At 33.7% G+C, this 14,415-nt stretch carries 16 protein-coding genes; 8 read left to right on the forward strand and 8 right to left on the reverse strand.

All coding sequences use genetic code 11. The features are described 5' to 3' along the window. Positions 1 to 57: 57 nt before the first annotated feature. The 4 genes from ACZZ9T_RS07780 to ACZZ9T_RS07795 are packed head-to-tail and all read left to right on the forward strand — an operon-like array spanning position 58 to position 2,438. A complete protein-coding gene (locus tag ACZZ9T_RS07780) occupies positions 58 to 873 on the forward strand; it encodes a CHASE3 domain-containing protein (RefSeq protein ID WP_463441594.1) in 816 nt (271 codons plus the stop codon). Beyond that, positions 818 to 1,798, forward strand: a complete 981-nt coding sequence (locus ACZZ9T_RS07785) for a sensor histidine kinase (protein ID WP_463441595.1) — start codon at positions 818 to 820, stop codon at positions 1,796 to 1,798. The genes ACZZ9T_RS07780 and ACZZ9T_RS07785 overlap by 56 nt, the downstream gene beginning before the upstream one ends. Next, the gene (locus ACZZ9T_RS07790; RefSeq protein ID WP_463441596.1) at positions 1,795 to 2,340 is read left to right on the forward strand and encodes a response regulator; all 546 of its coding nucleotides are present in this window, start codon (positions 1,795 to 1,797) and stop codon (positions 2,338 to 2,340) included. The genes ACZZ9T_RS07785 and ACZZ9T_RS07790 overlap by 4 nt, the downstream gene beginning before the upstream one ends. After that, positions 2,331 to 2,438: a hypothetical protein gene (locus ACZZ9T_RS07795; protein ID WP_463441597.1), complete on the forward strand. Its 108-nt coding sequence runs from the start codon at positions 2,331 to 2,333 to the stop codon at positions 2,436 to 2,438. The genes ACZZ9T_RS07790 and ACZZ9T_RS07795 overlap by 10 nt, the downstream gene beginning before the upstream one ends. Positions 2,439 to 3,070: 632 nt before the next feature. Here the strand turns inward: ACZZ9T_RS07795 and ACZZ9T_RS07800 are convergent. Beyond that, on the reverse strand, positions 3,071 to 3,841 hold the full coding sequence (locus tag ACZZ9T_RS07800; protein WP_463441598.1) for a DUF3108 domain-containing protein: 771 nt from the start codon (positions 3,839 to 3,841) through the stop codon (positions 3,071 to 3,073). Positions 3,842 to 3,991: 150 nt separating this feature from the next. Between ACZZ9T_RS07800 and ACZZ9T_RS07805 the strand changes: the two genes are divergently transcribed. Together ACZZ9T_RS07805 and ACZZ9T_RS07810 are read left to right on the forward strand one after the other, a co-directional pair. Further along, positions 3,992 to 5,047 (forward strand): NAD(P)/FAD-dependent oxidoreductase, encoded by a 1,056-nt coding sequence (locus ACZZ9T_RS07805; RefSeq protein WP_463431064.1) that lies wholly within the window; start codon positions 3,992 to 3,994, stop codon positions 5,045 to 5,047. 75 nt (positions 5,048 to 5,122) lie between these two features. Further along, entirely contained in the window at positions 5,123 to 5,452 is a 330-nt protein-coding gene (locus tag ACZZ9T_RS07810) for a 2Fe-2S iron-sulfur cluster-binding family protein (RefSeq protein WP_463441599.1), read from the forward strand. A gap of 59 nt (positions 5,453 to 5,511) precedes the next feature. On the opposite strand, the gene ACZZ9T_RS07815 is transcribed toward ACZZ9T_RS07810, so the two are convergent. The 5 genes from ACZZ9T_RS07815 to ACZZ9T_RS07835 all read right to left on the reverse strand — a co-directional run bounded on the left by ACZZ9T_RS07815 (position 5,512) and on the right by ACZZ9T_RS07835 (position 10,186). Then, positions 5,512 to 6,276, reverse strand: a complete 765-nt coding sequence (locus ACZZ9T_RS07815; protein WP_463441600.1) for a putative phage abortive infection protein — start codon at positions 6,274 to 6,276, stop codon at positions 5,512 to 5,514. Positions 6,277 to 6,613: 337 nt separating this feature from the next. After that, entirely contained in the window at positions 6,614 to 7,195 is a 582-nt protein-coding gene (locus tag ACZZ9T_RS07820; RefSeq protein ID WP_463441601.1) for an LOG family protein, read from the reverse strand. A 171-nt stretch (positions 7,196 to 7,366) separates the two neighbouring features. After that, on the reverse strand, positions 7,367 to 8,812 hold the full coding sequence (locus ACZZ9T_RS07825) for an aminoacyl-histidine dipeptidase (RefSeq protein ID WP_463441602.1): 1,446 nt from the start codon (positions 8,810 to 8,812) through the stop codon (positions 7,367 to 7,369). 213 nt (positions 8,813 to 9,025) lie between these two features. Further along, positions 9,026 to 9,517, reverse strand: a complete 492-nt coding sequence (locus tag ACZZ9T_RS07830; RefSeq protein ID WP_463441603.1) for a hypothetical protein — start codon at positions 9,515 to 9,517, stop codon at positions 9,026 to 9,028. A gap of 66 nt (positions 9,518 to 9,583) precedes the next feature. Continuing rightward, on the reverse strand, positions 9,584 to 10,186 hold the full coding sequence (locus tag ACZZ9T_RS07835) for an LURP-one-related/scramblase family protein (RefSeq protein WP_463441604.1): 603 nt from the start codon (positions 10,184 to 10,186) through the stop codon (positions 9,584 to 9,586). Positions 10,187 to 10,352: 166 nt separating this feature from the next. On the opposite strand from ACZZ9T_RS07835, the gene recR reads away from it, so the two are divergent. Then, complete coding sequence (gene recR / locus ACZZ9T_RS07840; RefSeq protein WP_463431076.1) at positions 10,353 to 10,964, forward strand: recombination mediator RecR; 612 nt, start codon at positions 10,353 to 10,355, stop codon at positions 10,962 to 10,964. Position 10,965: 1 nt separating this feature from the next. After that, positions 10,966 to 11,805: a glycosyltransferase family 2 protein gene (locus ACZZ9T_RS07845; RefSeq protein WP_463441605.1), complete on the forward strand. Its 840-nt coding sequence runs from the start codon at positions 10,966 to 10,968 to the stop codon at positions 11,803 to 11,805. Positions 11,806 to 11,855: 50 nt separating this feature from the next. Here ACZZ9T_RS07845 and secG read toward each other — a convergent pair whose 3' ends face one another. Then, positions 11,856 to 12,200 (reverse strand): preprotein translocase subunit SecG, encoded by a 345-nt coding sequence (secG, locus tag ACZZ9T_RS07850; RefSeq protein WP_463441606.1) that lies wholly within the window; start codon positions 12,198 to 12,200, stop codon positions 11,856 to 11,858. 123 nt (positions 12,201 to 12,323) lie between these two features. Next, the gene (locus ACZZ9T_RS07855) at positions 12,324 to 14,369 is read right to left on the reverse strand and encodes a M16 family metallopeptidase (RefSeq protein WP_463441607.1); all 2,046 of its coding nucleotides are present in this window, start codon (positions 14,367 to 14,369) and stop codon (positions 12,324 to 12,326) included. Positions 14,370 to 14,415 lie beyond the last annotated feature (46 nt).

Here is a 14,415-nt window from a genome sequence, read left to right on the forward strand (position 1 = left end):
CTGTAAATTAAGTTTTCACAGGATTTTTTATTAAATTTATACACTAATAAACAACAAATGTCTAAAAAATCTTTGAGTTTTAAATGGAGGAAAATTGTACAGTATTCACTTATTGTTTGCATTCTTCTCATACAAACTATCATAGCCGGATTTTTTTACAATGAGTTTGTCAATAACAAAAATTTAAATTTCATTGAAAAACAAATAAATGAGGTTCGCCAGCTGGAGAATCTAACTGATGATTCCCGAAAGGAGCTCAATAATGCACAAAATTATTTTCAGGAATATGTAATCAGTCACGATGATCAGTATTTGACGTCTTACTTTAATTCTGTGAACAAACTCACCAAAAACCTTGATAGCATCAATCATTTTAAATATCAAAATCCCAAATTAAAAAGTATTGTAACATCACACACACGCAAAGAGGTCAACGGCGAAACTGAAAATTTGAAACAATTGCTGGATTCTACTTATCAGTATTCTGCTAATTCAAATCTGAAAATGCCGGATAAGTTGCCAAAACTACAGCAATATACATTCGATTATAACTTTGATAAGTTTGAAGTACAGACAAAAACCTATTCAGATACTTTAAAAAAGAAAGGTCTTTTTGGTCGGTTGGGTGATGCAATAGCCGGAAAAGAAAATGTGAGAAAAGATAGTGTAGTAGTGACTGTAAAAGGAGGTAAAATTCTGGATATTCCTACGATAAAAAATGAATTTGATAGTATCGTAAATTCAATCAATAAGCACTATACCAAAGAAGTTAAAAGAATTCAGGTCAATGTTGTCAAAAATAAAGATGAGGGTAAAAATGAAAACGAGCAAATTCTATTCGACATTCAACTCTTTGTTGGTTTACAGCAATGAATTGATGAATATCTACGAATTTGCCGTGAAAGATTCTAAATCTGAACTTGAAAAGGAATTAGCAATACAAAATTCTGAAAGTAATAAAGTAAGAAAAAATCTGGTAATAGGTCTCATGATTTTAATGTTCATCGTTTCTATCCTGATTATGTATTTTACGAGAATTGCCTTCATTTATGAGCGCAGACTCAATTCTGCCAATGTACAGATTAGAGAAAATCTTAATTTTAAGAACAGAATTTTAGGAATGCTGAGTCATGAATTACGATCACCGCTGAAAATCATAGGAATTTTTATCAACAGAATTAATAAAAAAACGAATGATGAAAGCATCAAAGAATATTTAAAATCAATTAGCTTTACCAATAATACATTATTGATGCAGGCCAATCAGATTTTGGAATATACGAAAAACCAACACGTTGAAAATAAATTAATTCCTGTAGTTTTTAATCTTAAAAATGAGATCAAATCAATCTTAACTTCCATAGAACCTTATATAGAAACAAGAAATAACAGGTTTATCATTCATGAAAATATTGATTCCGATATCGTGGTTTATTCAGACAATACAAAAATAAATCAGATTTTTATGAATATTTTGGGTAACGCCAACAAGTTTACAGAAAACGGACAAATAACCGTAAAAACCGCTGCTGAAAAGACAGGTGAAAATAATGTTACTTTAACCACTGAAATAAGCGATACAGGTGCCGGAATTTCTAAGTCTGATCTGAAAAAAATATTTGAACCTTATTATCAGGGAGTTCTATCAAATGAAGTTGAAAACCTCGGTGCTGGTTTGGGATTGAGTTTATGCAAAGAAATTGTAGAATTATATGCAGGTAATATCTCTGTAATGAGCGAACAAAATGAAGGAACAACAGTTTCTTTTGCTATTAATTTAAAGGTACATCAAAAATGAATCAGGTAGATCAAAAACCATTTACGATTTTGCTTGCAGATGATCATAGTTTAATCAGGCAGGGTCTTTTATTTGTTATAGAAGAAATTTCGCCTGACAGTAAAGTTTTTCAGGCATCTAATCTGCAACAGGCATTAGAATCTGTGAAAACAAATGCTATTGATATAGCAATTATTGATGCTCATTTTCCTGATGGAAATAGCCTCAGTATTTTACCTGAACTTAGAAAAATGAAACCCGAAATCAAGATTTTGGTTTTTACCGGGATCGATGAAAATACTCAATCACTAAAATACATCAATGCTGGAGCTCATGGTTTTCTCAGTAAAATGAGTGAGGAAGACGAGATAGAAAATGCTCTACAAAAAATGCTGCAGCACGGTGAGTATATTTCTTCGGTAACGCAGGGTTTATTACTGAATTCTTTGCGTAATCCCAAAGCTGCAAACCCTTTATCACGTCTTACAGAAAGAGAATCACAGATTGCAGAAATGTACGCTGAAGGTCTGGGTAATCTGAAATCGCAAATAAATTGGATGTAAAACAAAATACCATAAGCACTATTAAGAAGAGAATTTTTGATAAATTAGAGATTGAAAACATTGTAGAGCTTATACACTTAATCAAAAATAATGACTGATTTTTTATATTTCCGAGGACTTTAACATTGAATTTTTCTTACACGTCATACAGAAACAGAATCAATCATGATTCTGTTTCTTTTTTGTAGATAAATATCTACAAGCTAAGCGATATATATCTAAGCTATTTATGATAATTGTATTTCAATATGTTGGTATTTTTGTACCAAGATAATCGATTATATAATCATATCTGAAAAATAATTTGAAGTTTGGTTCTAAAAACACAAATGATGAATTTTCAAATATCAAATTAAAACACAAATGATGAAGAAAATTGCTGATATAGAGGTTAAAGACTTTGTCTAAGCAGGTAAACTAAAACACAAATGATGAAGATGAATTTTGCTGATACAGAGGTTAAAGACTTTGTGCAAGCAAAGCAGGTTAAAACACAAATGATGAATCTAAAATTAATTCTTAAAACACAAATGATGAGAAGATTATTTATTTACAAATTTGAAAGATTTGTAGGTTGATACTTAAAAAAAACAAATTGATTTGATTCCAAAAACACAAGTGATGAAACCTTTAGTATAGTTTCATAGCTGAAAAGCTTTGTTACTGATACAAGAAAGAGCCAAAGCAAAAATATTCTGCTTTGGCTTGTTTTTTATATTAAAAGTGAATTTTATTTAGTGAATTTCAAAGGATATTTTACATTTTTATAATCTTCAATACTCGCCTTTAAAGATCCTACAGCGAGCTCAGCTTTTAGTAATAATGGAATGTGATTGGCATCGTTAGAAACCCACATGGTAACTCCTTCTTTTTCTTTGAATACTCTTCCGCTTTTTACAGACGGAATAATTTTCAGAGCATTTATTGTTCCGAATTTTGTTTTTAAATTTTCCGTCCCCATTACCTTCAGCTGAAAAGGAAACATCTCGTCATCTATCCAGACATTCATATTAATAACCGCTCCGGATTTTAATTCGTTTGAACTCTTACTTCTTAAATAATAGAAGCAAGACAACATATCCTGAACACCTTTTACAGATTTTATAGTTTTCGAACCATTGGACGGAGTTTTTTTATCAGTAAGAACCAATGTGTTATTACTGTGGATAAAAACCGTCTGTAAATGCTGACTGTAGCTTCCTTCTTTCACGTTTCGCACATAATAAGCAGGCAGACTGGTCTTTACATTGATATAGCTTTCATATAAATCTTCAACTTTAAAAAAGGCTTTCACAGCACCCGTGGTCTTACCGACACCTTTTACGTGTAGGTGAGGTTCGCCCTGAAAATTGACCACTCGCGTACTTAAATTGGCATTTCCGGCATTTAAAAAACCGTAATGTATTCTTAGCGTCAAAGATTCTCCGTCTGCAATATTTGTTATCTGCCCAAAGCCTAAAAAGAATGCGAATATTGCTAAAATATTGAATAATTTCTTCATGATGTATAATTTACAAAAAGACTGCCAAATGATTAAGTGATTGATGTCTTATTTGATAAATCTCAGTTTTTTATTTAAGTTCGTTTAAATATGCTTCGCATTAAAATTAGTAAATTTGCATCTACTTACAATTAAATAATCTTTAATATTATGATAACGACAGACATATTGATTATTGGGGCAGGACCAACTGGGCTATTTGCTGTGTTTGAAGCAGGTCTGCTTAAAATGAAATGCCATATTATCGATGCGCTTCCTCAACCTGGAGGTCAGTTGGCAGAGTTGTATCCCAAAAAGCCTATTTTCGATATTCCTGGTTATCCGTCTGTGAATGCGGGTGAATTGGTAGATAATCTAATGGAACAGATCAAACAGTTTCAGCCAGGTTTTACCTTAGGCGAAACCGCAGTTTCTTATAAAAAAATTGATGAAGAGTGGTTTGAGGTAGTTACGAATAAAGGTACAGTTCACAGATGTAAAGCAATTGCAATTGCAGGTGGTTTAGGAACATTCGAGCCTAGAAAACCTACTATGGATAATGTGGCTGATTACGAAGAGAAAGGTCTGGAATATTTCGTAAAAGAGCCGGAACATTTCAGAAATAAAAAAGTAGTTATCGCAGGAGGTGGAGATTCTGCCTTAGACTGGAGCGTTTTCTTATCCAATGTGGCAAGTGAAGTGACATTGATTCACAGAAGAAATGAGTTCCGTGGAGCTTTAGATTCTGTAGAAAAAGTTCAGGATCTTAAAAATCAGGGTAAAATTAAACTGATTACTCCCGCAGAAGTTACCGCCATCAAAGGTGACGGAAAAGTAGAGGCGATTACTGTAAAAGTTGATGATCAGGAAGCTTTTGATATCGAAACAGATTACTTTATTCCACTTTTCGGATTAACGCCAAAATTGGGTGAAATATCAAATTGGGGATTGAATATCGAGAAAAATGCAATTGTAGTCAACAATGCTTTGGATTACCAAACCAACATCGAAGGGATCTACGCAATTGGTGATATCAACACCTATCCCGGGAAACTAAAACTTATTCTTTGTGGTTTCCACGAAGCAACCTTGATGTGTCAAAGTGTTTATAATAGATTAAATCCCGGTAAAAAATTCGTTTTAAAATATACCACCGTGAGTGGAGTAGATGGTTTCGACGGAAGCCGTAAGGAAGCTGAAAAAGCGGTTGTAAAGAAAATAAATTAATGAGTTGTCAGTTGTTGGTTATCAGTTGTTAGTAAAACAGAAACCATCAACCATCAACCACCAACTATCAACAAAATGAGCGATATAAATATAAGAATCACTGACAGGGAAGGATTGACTCACGATATTGTAGCTCCTACAGATATGTCAATGAATTTGATGGAGATCATCCGTTCTTATGAATTGGCAGAAGAAGGAACGATCGGAGTTTGTGGTGGAATGGCAATGTGCGCTTCTTGTCAGGTGTATGTAATTAAAGATCCCGGACTTGAGCCTATGGGAGACGAAGAAGATGCCATGTTGGGAGAAGCTTATCATGTTGAGCCAAACAGCAGATTGGGTTGCCAGCTTCATATTGCTGATGTAATGGAAGGTCTTGAAGTAGAGATTGCTCCTTATCCTTAGAAATTTTATTTAAATGATATTAAAAACTCCTGAAGATATTCTTCGGGAGTTTTTATTGGTTATAATTTTAAACTGTCTGCTTTTCTTTTAAGTTTTAATTCTGGGATTAACTCTTGTTTATAAAAATACTGTTCATAAAATTTTTCGTCAGCATCAGGATATAATAAATCATCTTTGTTAAGATTTTGTACAAGATCATAATATTGTACTAATCTTTTAAATTTTGGAAAGAATAATGCATTATAAAATGTTAAAAATAGTTCAGTATTGCTCATTTGAGCTTGTAGAAGTTGTGTGTATTTCTTATATTTCTTTTTGATCCTGTCTTCATGTATATTTACATTATTAATTGATATAGAATTGCTCTCGCCTAAAAGAATACTTCGAGTATTTTCAGATAATTCAAATTCTTCGTTCTCTCTTATAAATAATAATATATGATATAGGTTTCTAAAATAATGACCTAATTCGTTATAATAAGTGAGAAGAGTTAGTTTGTATAAAACTTTTGCTTGGATATATTTTTTTTGTAAAAATTCTTCATAATCAATAAAATATAAGTCTTTGAATTGGTTTTTATTTTCTTCGGTTAAATCTTTCTCCATTATATCTAAATTTCTGACCAATTGCTCTTTCATTTTAAATATATTGATTTTAATAAACTCAATAGCTTCAATTCCATTAATAAGTTCTTCGTTAAAATTATTAAGATCTTTATTTTTATCAATCTTGATGTTGTTTCTTATATCGTTATGAGTTTTGATAAGATTAAAAAAAGTATTTTCAAATTGTTGAATTTGAAAAACGTTTCTTGTTTCTCTCATTTCTTGAATTTGAAGATTTAATTCTTTACTTTGAAGTCGTAAAGCTAAAAAAAACAAAATTACACCTGTCAATGACCAAAGTGTGCCGACAATTCCACCAACAAAATCACCAATTATTCCCGTTAATTCTTTATCGAGGTATCTTTTTCATCAATAACTTCAACTGAGTATGATATTTTAATAAAAAAATCAATTAGTATATATAATCCAAGAATAATACTAATAATCGATATAATCAGTAGAATGATTCCAACTGACCCGTATTTATTATAAGTTTTTAAAATTGAGTTTTTGAACATATAATCATAGTATTAATTTTAAATATAATATGTTTAATTTAAACCTCCTCCTTAGAAATCCACTTCCCAACCTTAGGAGCTTGATAATTTCTCATTTTTTCTAAAAGCTCATCAATATGGTCGCTTACCAAAAGCATTTCCTGATTGATTTGCTTTAAAAATCCTTTATCAACCATTGTTTGAACTAATTTAATTAAATCATTATAGAAGCCGCCAATATTCAGAACGGCAATGGGTTTTTGATGCAGCCCGAGTTGTGCCCAAGTAATCATTTCAAAAAACTCTTCCATAGTCCCATAACCGCCGGGAAGTACGATAACGCCGTCGCAAAGGTCATTCATTTTGGTTTTTCTTTCATGCATGCTTTCTACCAAAATCAACTCGGTAAGATGAAGATGTGCAATTTCTTTAGACTGCAAAAAATAGGGTAGAACACCGATAGCTTTTCCACCTTCCTGAAGAACACCGTCAGCAACAGCACCCATTAATCCGACATTGGCACCGCCATAAATCAGTTGAATATTTTGTTTTGCTAATGTCTGTCCGAGCAAAATTGCCTGCTCTTTATATTTTTCATCCGAACCGAAACTTGATCCGCAGAATACGGTGATACTTTTCATTATTTTAATTTTTTGGTATTTAAAAACCACAAATATCTCAAATGATTTCACTAATTACCACAATGTTTGTCATTCCGGAGGAATCTAAGCAAAGTATAAATTTGATGAGATATTAGAAAAAATATCCAAAATCAAACGACTTTGGATATTAATATTTGAGTATTCTTTATCTTATTTCAAAGGAATATTTGCTAAAATATCCTTCGTAAAACTCCAGAATTTCTGTGTTGACGAAATATTTGCTTTTTCATCCGGCGAGTGTGCTCCTCTGATGGTGGGTCCGAAACTTACCATTTCCATTTCAGGATAATTGGCACCGATAATTCCACATTCTAAACCTGCGTGGCAAGCGACAACGTGTGGTTTTTCCGAAAATTTTTCGGTGTAGATTTTCTCCATCATCTGAACGATTTCAGAACCTGGTTTTGGTTTCCAGCCAGGGTATGATCCGCTGAATTCAACGTTCATTCCTGCCAATTCTGATACTGATTTCAGTTGTTCAGCAACAGAATCTTTAGACGAATCAACTGATGATCTCGAAAGATTTAAAATTTTCAAACCACCTTCTTTTAATTCTACTCTTGCCACATTATTTGAAGATTCTACCAAATCCTGAACATCCGGGCTCATTCTGTAAACGCCGTTGTGAAGAGATTTTAAAACCAAAATAATTTTCTTTGAATCTTCTTCTGAAACAGCCTTTTCTGAAGTTGTAGAATTTTCAATATTGATCTGAAGCCCGGCTTCAATGGAAGCAAATTCTTCCAAAATTTCGTTTTTAATTCCGTTGGTCACATCTTCAATAAATTCTCCTGCATTTCTTACAGAAACTAAAGCCACAGCTTCTCTCGGAATCGCATTTCTCAAACTTCCGCCGTCAATAGAAACTAACTGAATGTTCTGATTTGCTAAAGCTTTGTAAAGAATTCTGCCCATAATAATATTGGCATTTCCGAAACCTTTGTGAATATCCATGCCTGAATGCCCTCCTTGTAAACCTTTTACTTCGATTCTTACAATTTGCCCTGTAGAAGCTTCTGTTGTGTAAGTCTGGCTCACCGTTACATCAATTCCACCTGCACATCCGATATCGATTTCGTCATCTTCTTCGGTGTCAAGATTTAATAAAATCTGACCGGTTAATTGTCCGGGCTTTAAACCTAGAGCTCCCGTCATACCTGTCTCTTCATCAATTGTAAATAAAGCTTCCAAATCCGGATGCGGAATGTCTGAACTTTCAAGAATAGACATGATGGTTGCAACACCTAAACCGTTATCAGCACCTAAAGTCGTTCCTTTTGCTTTTACCCAGTCGCCGTCAACTTCCATTTGAATTCCCTGAGTTTCAAAATCGAAATTCACATCATTGTTTTTTTGGCAAACCATATCAAGATGCGACTGCATCACGATTGATTTACGGTTTTCCATTCCTGCGGTGGCTGGTTTTTTAATAATGACATTTCCTACTTCATCGACCGTAGTTTCTAAACCTAGATTTTCACCAAATTCTTTGATGAAAGCGATTACTTTTTCTTCTTTTTTAGACGGTCTCGGAACAGCATTCAATTTGGAAAAATTCTTCCAGATAATCTGCGGTTCTATGTTTGATAGTTCCATAAAATTTATTTTTATCAAAATTACGAAATCGCTATGATTTAGAAACGAAAATACTAACTAAAACTCGGCGATTGAATATGACAAATGAAAAAATAAATAAATAATATGAAATAAAAAATGCTCCCGAAATTCAGGAGCAGTATTTTTGCTAATTGCTAATTGCTAATTGCTAATTGCTAATTGCTAATTGCTAATTGCTAATTGCTAATTGCTTTAGCATCCACATTCGCCGTAAATCGGCATTTTCATGATAGTTCCGTCCGGTTTTTCAATCGTTAAGATACCTTCGAAAAGTAAAACCTCTTCATGCTTTATCTTTTTACCTTTCACAGAGATTTTATAGTTCTCATTTTCAATTTCTTTGGTCAGTTCTTCATCCACTTCCATATCACTTGAGGAGATAAGATTCATTGCGATTCTCTTTCCATTGAGTTTCATGTAAGCTGTTTTCCCTGCATCGTCTGCATAAATGTATTTTTCGTTTTCAAAATCTGTCTTATTTTTCGCAAAATAACAAGAGCATTCTTTAATTTCTTTAGGGAAAGGAAATACATCGACCAGAATGTTGGCAGATGCAGAATCAGTTTTTGCAGAATCCTGAACGATATTAAGAGAATCTTTGGGTGTTGAATCTGAAACGGTTTCTTTTTCCTTTTTACAGGCAACCAAAGTTAAAGCTGAAAGGAAAATGATAAAATATTTCATCTGTTGAAATTTGTTTATTTTGAATTTAAAACGATTTTAATTCTTAAAGCAATTGCCAGAAGCTATCTATCCTCTTGATCTCTCAAGCAGAACCATCATCAGCAATGATAAAACAACCAAACTTTCGTCTTCGTCATCAATATCAATCAGTCTGTCCAGCTGGAATCTTCTTCCGAACATTGAAGGCATTTTTTTAAGCTTAAAATATTCTTTTCCGTCCATACCTTTTACGGTGTAAGATGGGTTAAGGAAATATCCGGTAAACATCCCGATAATAGGAATTTCTCCAACCATTCCGTCAAAAAATTTGACCCAGGCATTGTCTTCTGTAATGGTGAATTTTTGCTGATCGGCTTCATCCAAAACATTGTAAGAAGATTTCCAGATAGAGCGCATTCCTTTTCTGGCTAATCTTCCGAAATTTTTCCCGATCATATCTTTGATTGAGTAAGATGCATTAAAATCAATCCACTGATTTGCCTGAATTCTGAAAAGTTCTTTGGTTTTGCTTTCGTCATTGAAAACAATGACGTCTTCTTTCAGTTTAAACATTTTCTGGCGAACGTATGCGACAGAGTTTCCGTTTTTATCTGTAATGTTGAAATCGCTGGCAAGAGTGGTGATTTTAAATTTAAAATCCAGCGGATAATTGAGGTTGTTAAGAATCATTTTTGGTTTATTTTTCTGTTTAATATTTTGATGATCAAAGATAAAGGTTTTAAAATAATTTAATGCCTAAAAAGCATGAATGAATTAAAAATTTTGACACCAAAAATGTCCTGTTTCTGTACGTTTGAATTTCAAAACTCTCAACAAAAATTCTTATTTTTGTGTTATGGATTACCCAAGTAAAGTATTGGCAAAAGCAGTTGAGGAAATATCAGGACTTCCGGGTATTGGTAAGAAAACCGCTTTGCGTCTTGCGCTTCATTTACTTAAACAGCCTAATTCACGAGCGACAGGTTTGGGAACTTCGATCATCAATCTTGTTAATGAAATAAAATACTGTAAAGAATGCCACAATTTTTCTGATTTTGATATTTGCGAGATCTGCAGTAACGAAAAACGCAGTAATGAGCTTATTTGCATTGTAGAAGATGTACGAGATGTTATTGCCATCGAAAATACCGGAAAATACAGAGGTAAATATCTTATTCTTGGCGGAAAAATTTCTCCGATGGAAGGTGTAGGACCTCATCAGCTGAATATTCCGAGTATTGAAAAGAAGCTGCAGCTGGGTGAAGCCAAAGAATTTATTTTTGCTTTGAGTGCAACGATGGAAGGGGATACCACAGCTTATTATATTTACAAGAAATTCAAAAATTCGGGGATTCAGTTTTCAAGTATTGCAAGAGGGATTTCTGTAGGTGATGAGCTGGAATATGCTGACGAAATTTCTTTGGGAAGATCAATCATCAACAGGCTTCCGTATAACGAAAAGGATTAAAATGACTCCAAAACTTTCAATCATTATCGTTAATTATAATGTGGCTCAACTATTGAGAAACTGCCTTATTTCAATTCAAAAATACGCTGAAAAAATCAATTATGAAGTTATTGTGATTGATAACAATTCTAGTGATAGTTCTTGGGGAGACCTCATTCCGGAGTTTCCGAAAGTACAGTTTATTGCTTCCGAAAAAAATGAAGGTTTTGCCGTAGCAAACAATAAAGCAATTGAATCTGCGCAGGGAGAATATCTTTTAATTTTAAATCCCGATACCGAACTGGAAGGTTTTTATTTGAATGAAATTTTAGATTTTGCTGATTCTAAAACCAATTTCGGATGCCTTGGTGTAAGAATGCATGATGCCTATGGAGTTTTTCTCCCGGAAAGCAAGCGGTCAGTTCCTGATATGTTTAATTCTTTCGAAAAGTTATTTACCAATTTTAAAAAGAAAAATTCAAAATCATATTATCGAAATGATGTAGACGAATTTGAAATTGCTGAAGTTGAAGTCATTACCGGAGCATTTTTCCTTGTTAAACGAGACGTTTACAAAAAAGTAGGCGGTCTTGACGAAAGGTACTTTATGTATGGTGAAGATATTGATTTGTGCTACACTTTGTTGAAAAACGGGTGTCAAAATTATTATTACGGAAAAGCTTCAATCCTGCATCATAAGGGTGAAAGTACCATTAAAGATGAAGTGTATTTAGAAAGATTTTACGGAGCCATGCAGATTTTTATAGATAAATATTACCGGGAGAGTAAACCTTTGCAATATTCATTTTTGAAGGCAGGTTTAAAATTAAGACACAAAATTGAACAGATTAAACTCAAATAAAAAGCAACCCAATAATTGAGTTGCTTTGTTTTATTTTGATCAATAAATTCTTACTTAGTTGCCGGAACGCTTTCCTTAGTTGTAGTAGTTTTAGAAGCAGGTGCATTTTTCTTAGCAGGTGCCTCAGATTGAGTAGGCACTGGAAGAGGTGCTGCTTTTGGTTTACCCATTACCACCACGCTGATTAAAATCAGAACGATGATTACCGCTCCTAACGTCCAGGTTGACTTCTCCATAAAGTCGTTCGTTCTCTGTACTCCAAACTGGGCAGAAGATGCTCCTCCGAATGTACTTGAAAGACCGCCACCTTTAGGGTTTTGAGCCATAACAACAATTACCAATAAAACGCTGGCAATCATAATAAGAACCATCAATAGTGTAAATATAGTATCCATTAATTTTAATATCTTTTTGAATGGGCAAATTTAATGTTTTTTTACAGAACCGCAAAATAAAGATTTCACTAAAAACAAAAAGCGGCAACAATTGTTGCCGCTTTTCTTCAATATACTTTATTCTTATTTGAAATCAGTGTCTTTAGCCTGATTTACTTCGTAAGATTTTACTTTCATGGTCATATCCATACCCATTTGGTTTACATTGATGGTATAAGGCATTTTCACACCTGCAACATCTTTGTAATCTGCGAAAGTAGTGGGTACTGTCATCGTCTGTCCCTGAGCTTTTACAGTTTCGGTTTCTCCTGTTTTAAGACCGGTTTTTACGCTGTAATAATATGTTTTGTCAGCAGATTTGATTGCATAAGAATCTTCACCCGCGATTTTCTCGATTCCTGCCAATTTATAATCTGCAGATTTAGCAAAGCCTAATTCTTCGAAAAGTTCAGTGTTCTTTAAGTTGTCAGCAATTTCTTCTTTAGTCATGGCTACTTTTTGTCCACCTTGCTCAGAAAATCCTGTTTTACCGTCAAAAACTTGTTTCTGAAGAGTCATGCCTCCCATAGAAACTACAGTAAGTTCTTTACCTCCCTGTGCTTTGATGCTCTTAAAATCAATATTTTGTCCTTGTACAGACATTGATGCGGTCGTAGTGTATGAAGAAACTTTTGAAAGATTTTCTTTTCCTCCAATTGCAGTAATGTATTTATCTACAACAGACGCTACAGTTACACTTGCATCAGCTTTCTGAACAATTGGTTTCCCTACAGGATTTGCATTGGCATCATAATATTTTACCGGATATCCTAATTTCTCTAATCCTTCAGAAATTTCAGAAGCTTTACCTGCAATGAAAATTCTGCTTTGGTTTGGCATTATCGTAGTTTTCACCGCAGTCGAAACATCAGCAGCAGTTACTTTATCAATTGATTTTAAATAATTTGTATAAAAATCAGCTGGAAGATCATTTACTTTTTGGCTTACTGCAAATCTTGCGATAGTAGCAGGCTGTTCTAGAGACATGATGAAGCTTCCTTTTAATTTAGCTTTTGCATTGGCAAGTTCGTCAGCTTTCACTGTAGAAATTCCGTTGATTTCATTCATGAATTCCTTTACAGCCTTATCGGTAACCTCATTTCTTACGCTTGCTTCTGCTGAAAAATCAGGAGAGTATTTGCTTGCGCTCATGCTAGAGTAAGCACCGTAAGTAAATCCGTTTTTCTCACGAAGGTTCATGAAAAGTCTGGCTTCACCACCACCACCAAGAATATAGTTGGCAATTGTAGCAGGGAAGTAATTAGGATCTTTCATTTTCAACGTGTTGATGTTTCCTACAGAAACTACAGATTGTACTGCAGAAGGAACATCTACCACATTGATCTCTGTTTTAGCAACATTTGAAGCAGGCTCTAAAGGTGGGAAAGCTGTGTTGGCTTTTTTCCAGTTGGCAAAAGCTTTTTCTACCATTGGTTTTACCTTGTCAAACTTTACATCACCTACGATCACCAAATAAGCATTATCCGGTGCGTAATATTTTTTATAAACGTTTTGTACGTCAGCCAATTGAATTTTGTTAACAGACTCTATCGTTTCAAATTCTCCTCTTGCAGTATTTTTTCCGTAGGTCAAAGCGTTAGAAACTCTTGAAGCAATGGATGAAGCATTTTTTTCTTCACTTTTGATACCTTCAACGGCTCTTTCTTTTGATTTTTGAATTTCATCAGCAGAAAATTTAGGATTGATGATTGCATCAGCCATTAAACCTAAAACTTCAGGGAAATATTTTGAAAGCGAATTAGAAGATGCTCCTCCTGAATTGAAGCCTAAGTTTGCGCCTAAGAAATCAATTTTTTTGTTGAATTCGTCTTTGCTTAAAGTCGTTGTACCGTTACCCAATTGGTCTGCCATGATTTCGCTTACTCCTGCAACATCACCTTCATAATAAGGTTGTCTGTCCATAGAAAGGCTCATGTTTACCCTAGGTAATTTGTTGTTTTCAACCACCATTACAGTTAAACCGTTTTTTAACTGAAAAGTCTTTGGCTGTGCAATGTTGATCGAAGGAGTTGGTCCTGCTTTCGGCATTGCATTAAGATCAATTTTTTGTGCAGAAAGCATTCCTGTGAATAAAAATGCTACTGCTATATATGTTAATTGCTTTTTCATTTGTAAAAATTTAATTTTAATAATTCTTTATTTAAATTGATAGTTG

Source organism: Chryseobacterium sp. AC417, from assembly GCF_979258215.1.

Excerpts from the sequence above, each read along its gene's own strand:
- ACZZ9T_RS07780 (WP_463441594.1), top strand. The coding sequence starts at position 58 with ATGTCTAAAAAATCTTTGAGTTTTAAATGGAGGAAAATTGTACAGTAT.
- ACZZ9T_RS07785 (WP_463441595.1), top strand. The coding sequence starts at position 818 with ATGAAAACGAGCAAATTCTATTCGACATTCAACTCTTTGTTGGTTTAC.
- ACZZ9T_RS07790 (WP_463441596.1), top strand. The coding sequence starts at position 1,795 with ATGAATCAGGTAGATCAAAAACCATTTACGATTTTGCTTGCAGATGAT.
- ACZZ9T_RS07800 (WP_463441598.1), bottom strand. The coding sequence starts at position 3,841 with ATGAAGAAATTATTCAATATTTTAGCAATATTCGCATTCTTTTTAGGC.
- ACZZ9T_RS07805 (WP_463431064.1), top strand. The coding sequence starts at position 3,992 with ATGATAACGACAGACATATTGATTATTGGGGCAGGACCAACTGGGCTA.
- ACZZ9T_RS07810 (WP_463441599.1), top strand. The coding sequence starts at position 5,123 with ATGAGCGATATAAATATAAGAATCACTGACAGGGAAGGATTGACTCAC.
- ACZZ9T_RS07815 (WP_463441600.1), bottom strand. The coding sequence starts at position 6,276 with ATGAGAGAAACAAGAAACGTTTTTCAAATTCAACAATTTGAAAATACT.
- ACZZ9T_RS07820 (WP_463441601.1), bottom strand. The coding sequence starts at position 7,195 with ATGAAAAGTATCACCGTATTCTGCGGATCAAGTTTCGGTTCGGATGAA.
- ACZZ9T_RS07825 (WP_463441602.1), bottom strand. The coding sequence starts at position 8,812 with ATGGAACTATCAAACATAGAACCGCAGATTATCTGGAAGAATTTTTCC.
- ACZZ9T_RS07830 (WP_463441603.1), bottom strand. The coding sequence starts at position 9,517 with ATGAAATATTTTATCATTTTCCTTTCAGCTTTAACTTTGGTTGCCTGT.
- ACZZ9T_RS07835 (WP_463441604.1), bottom strand. The coding sequence starts at position 10,186 with ATGATTCTTAACAACCTCAATTATCCGCTGGATTTTAAATTTAAAATC.
- recR (WP_463431076.1), top strand. The coding sequence starts at position 10,353 with ATGGATTACCCAAGTAAAGTATTGGCAAAAGCAGTTGAGGAAATATCA.
- ACZZ9T_RS07845 (WP_463441605.1), top strand. The coding sequence starts at position 10,966 with ATGACTCCAAAACTTTCAATCATTATCGTTAATTATAATGTGGCTCAA.
- secG (WP_463441606.1), bottom strand. The coding sequence starts at position 12,200 with ATGGATACTATATTTACACTATTGATGGTTCTTATTATGATTGCCAGC.
- ACZZ9T_RS07855 (WP_463441607.1), bottom strand. The coding sequence starts at position 14,369 with ATGAAAAAGCAATTAACATATATAGCAGTAGCATTTTTATTCACAGGA.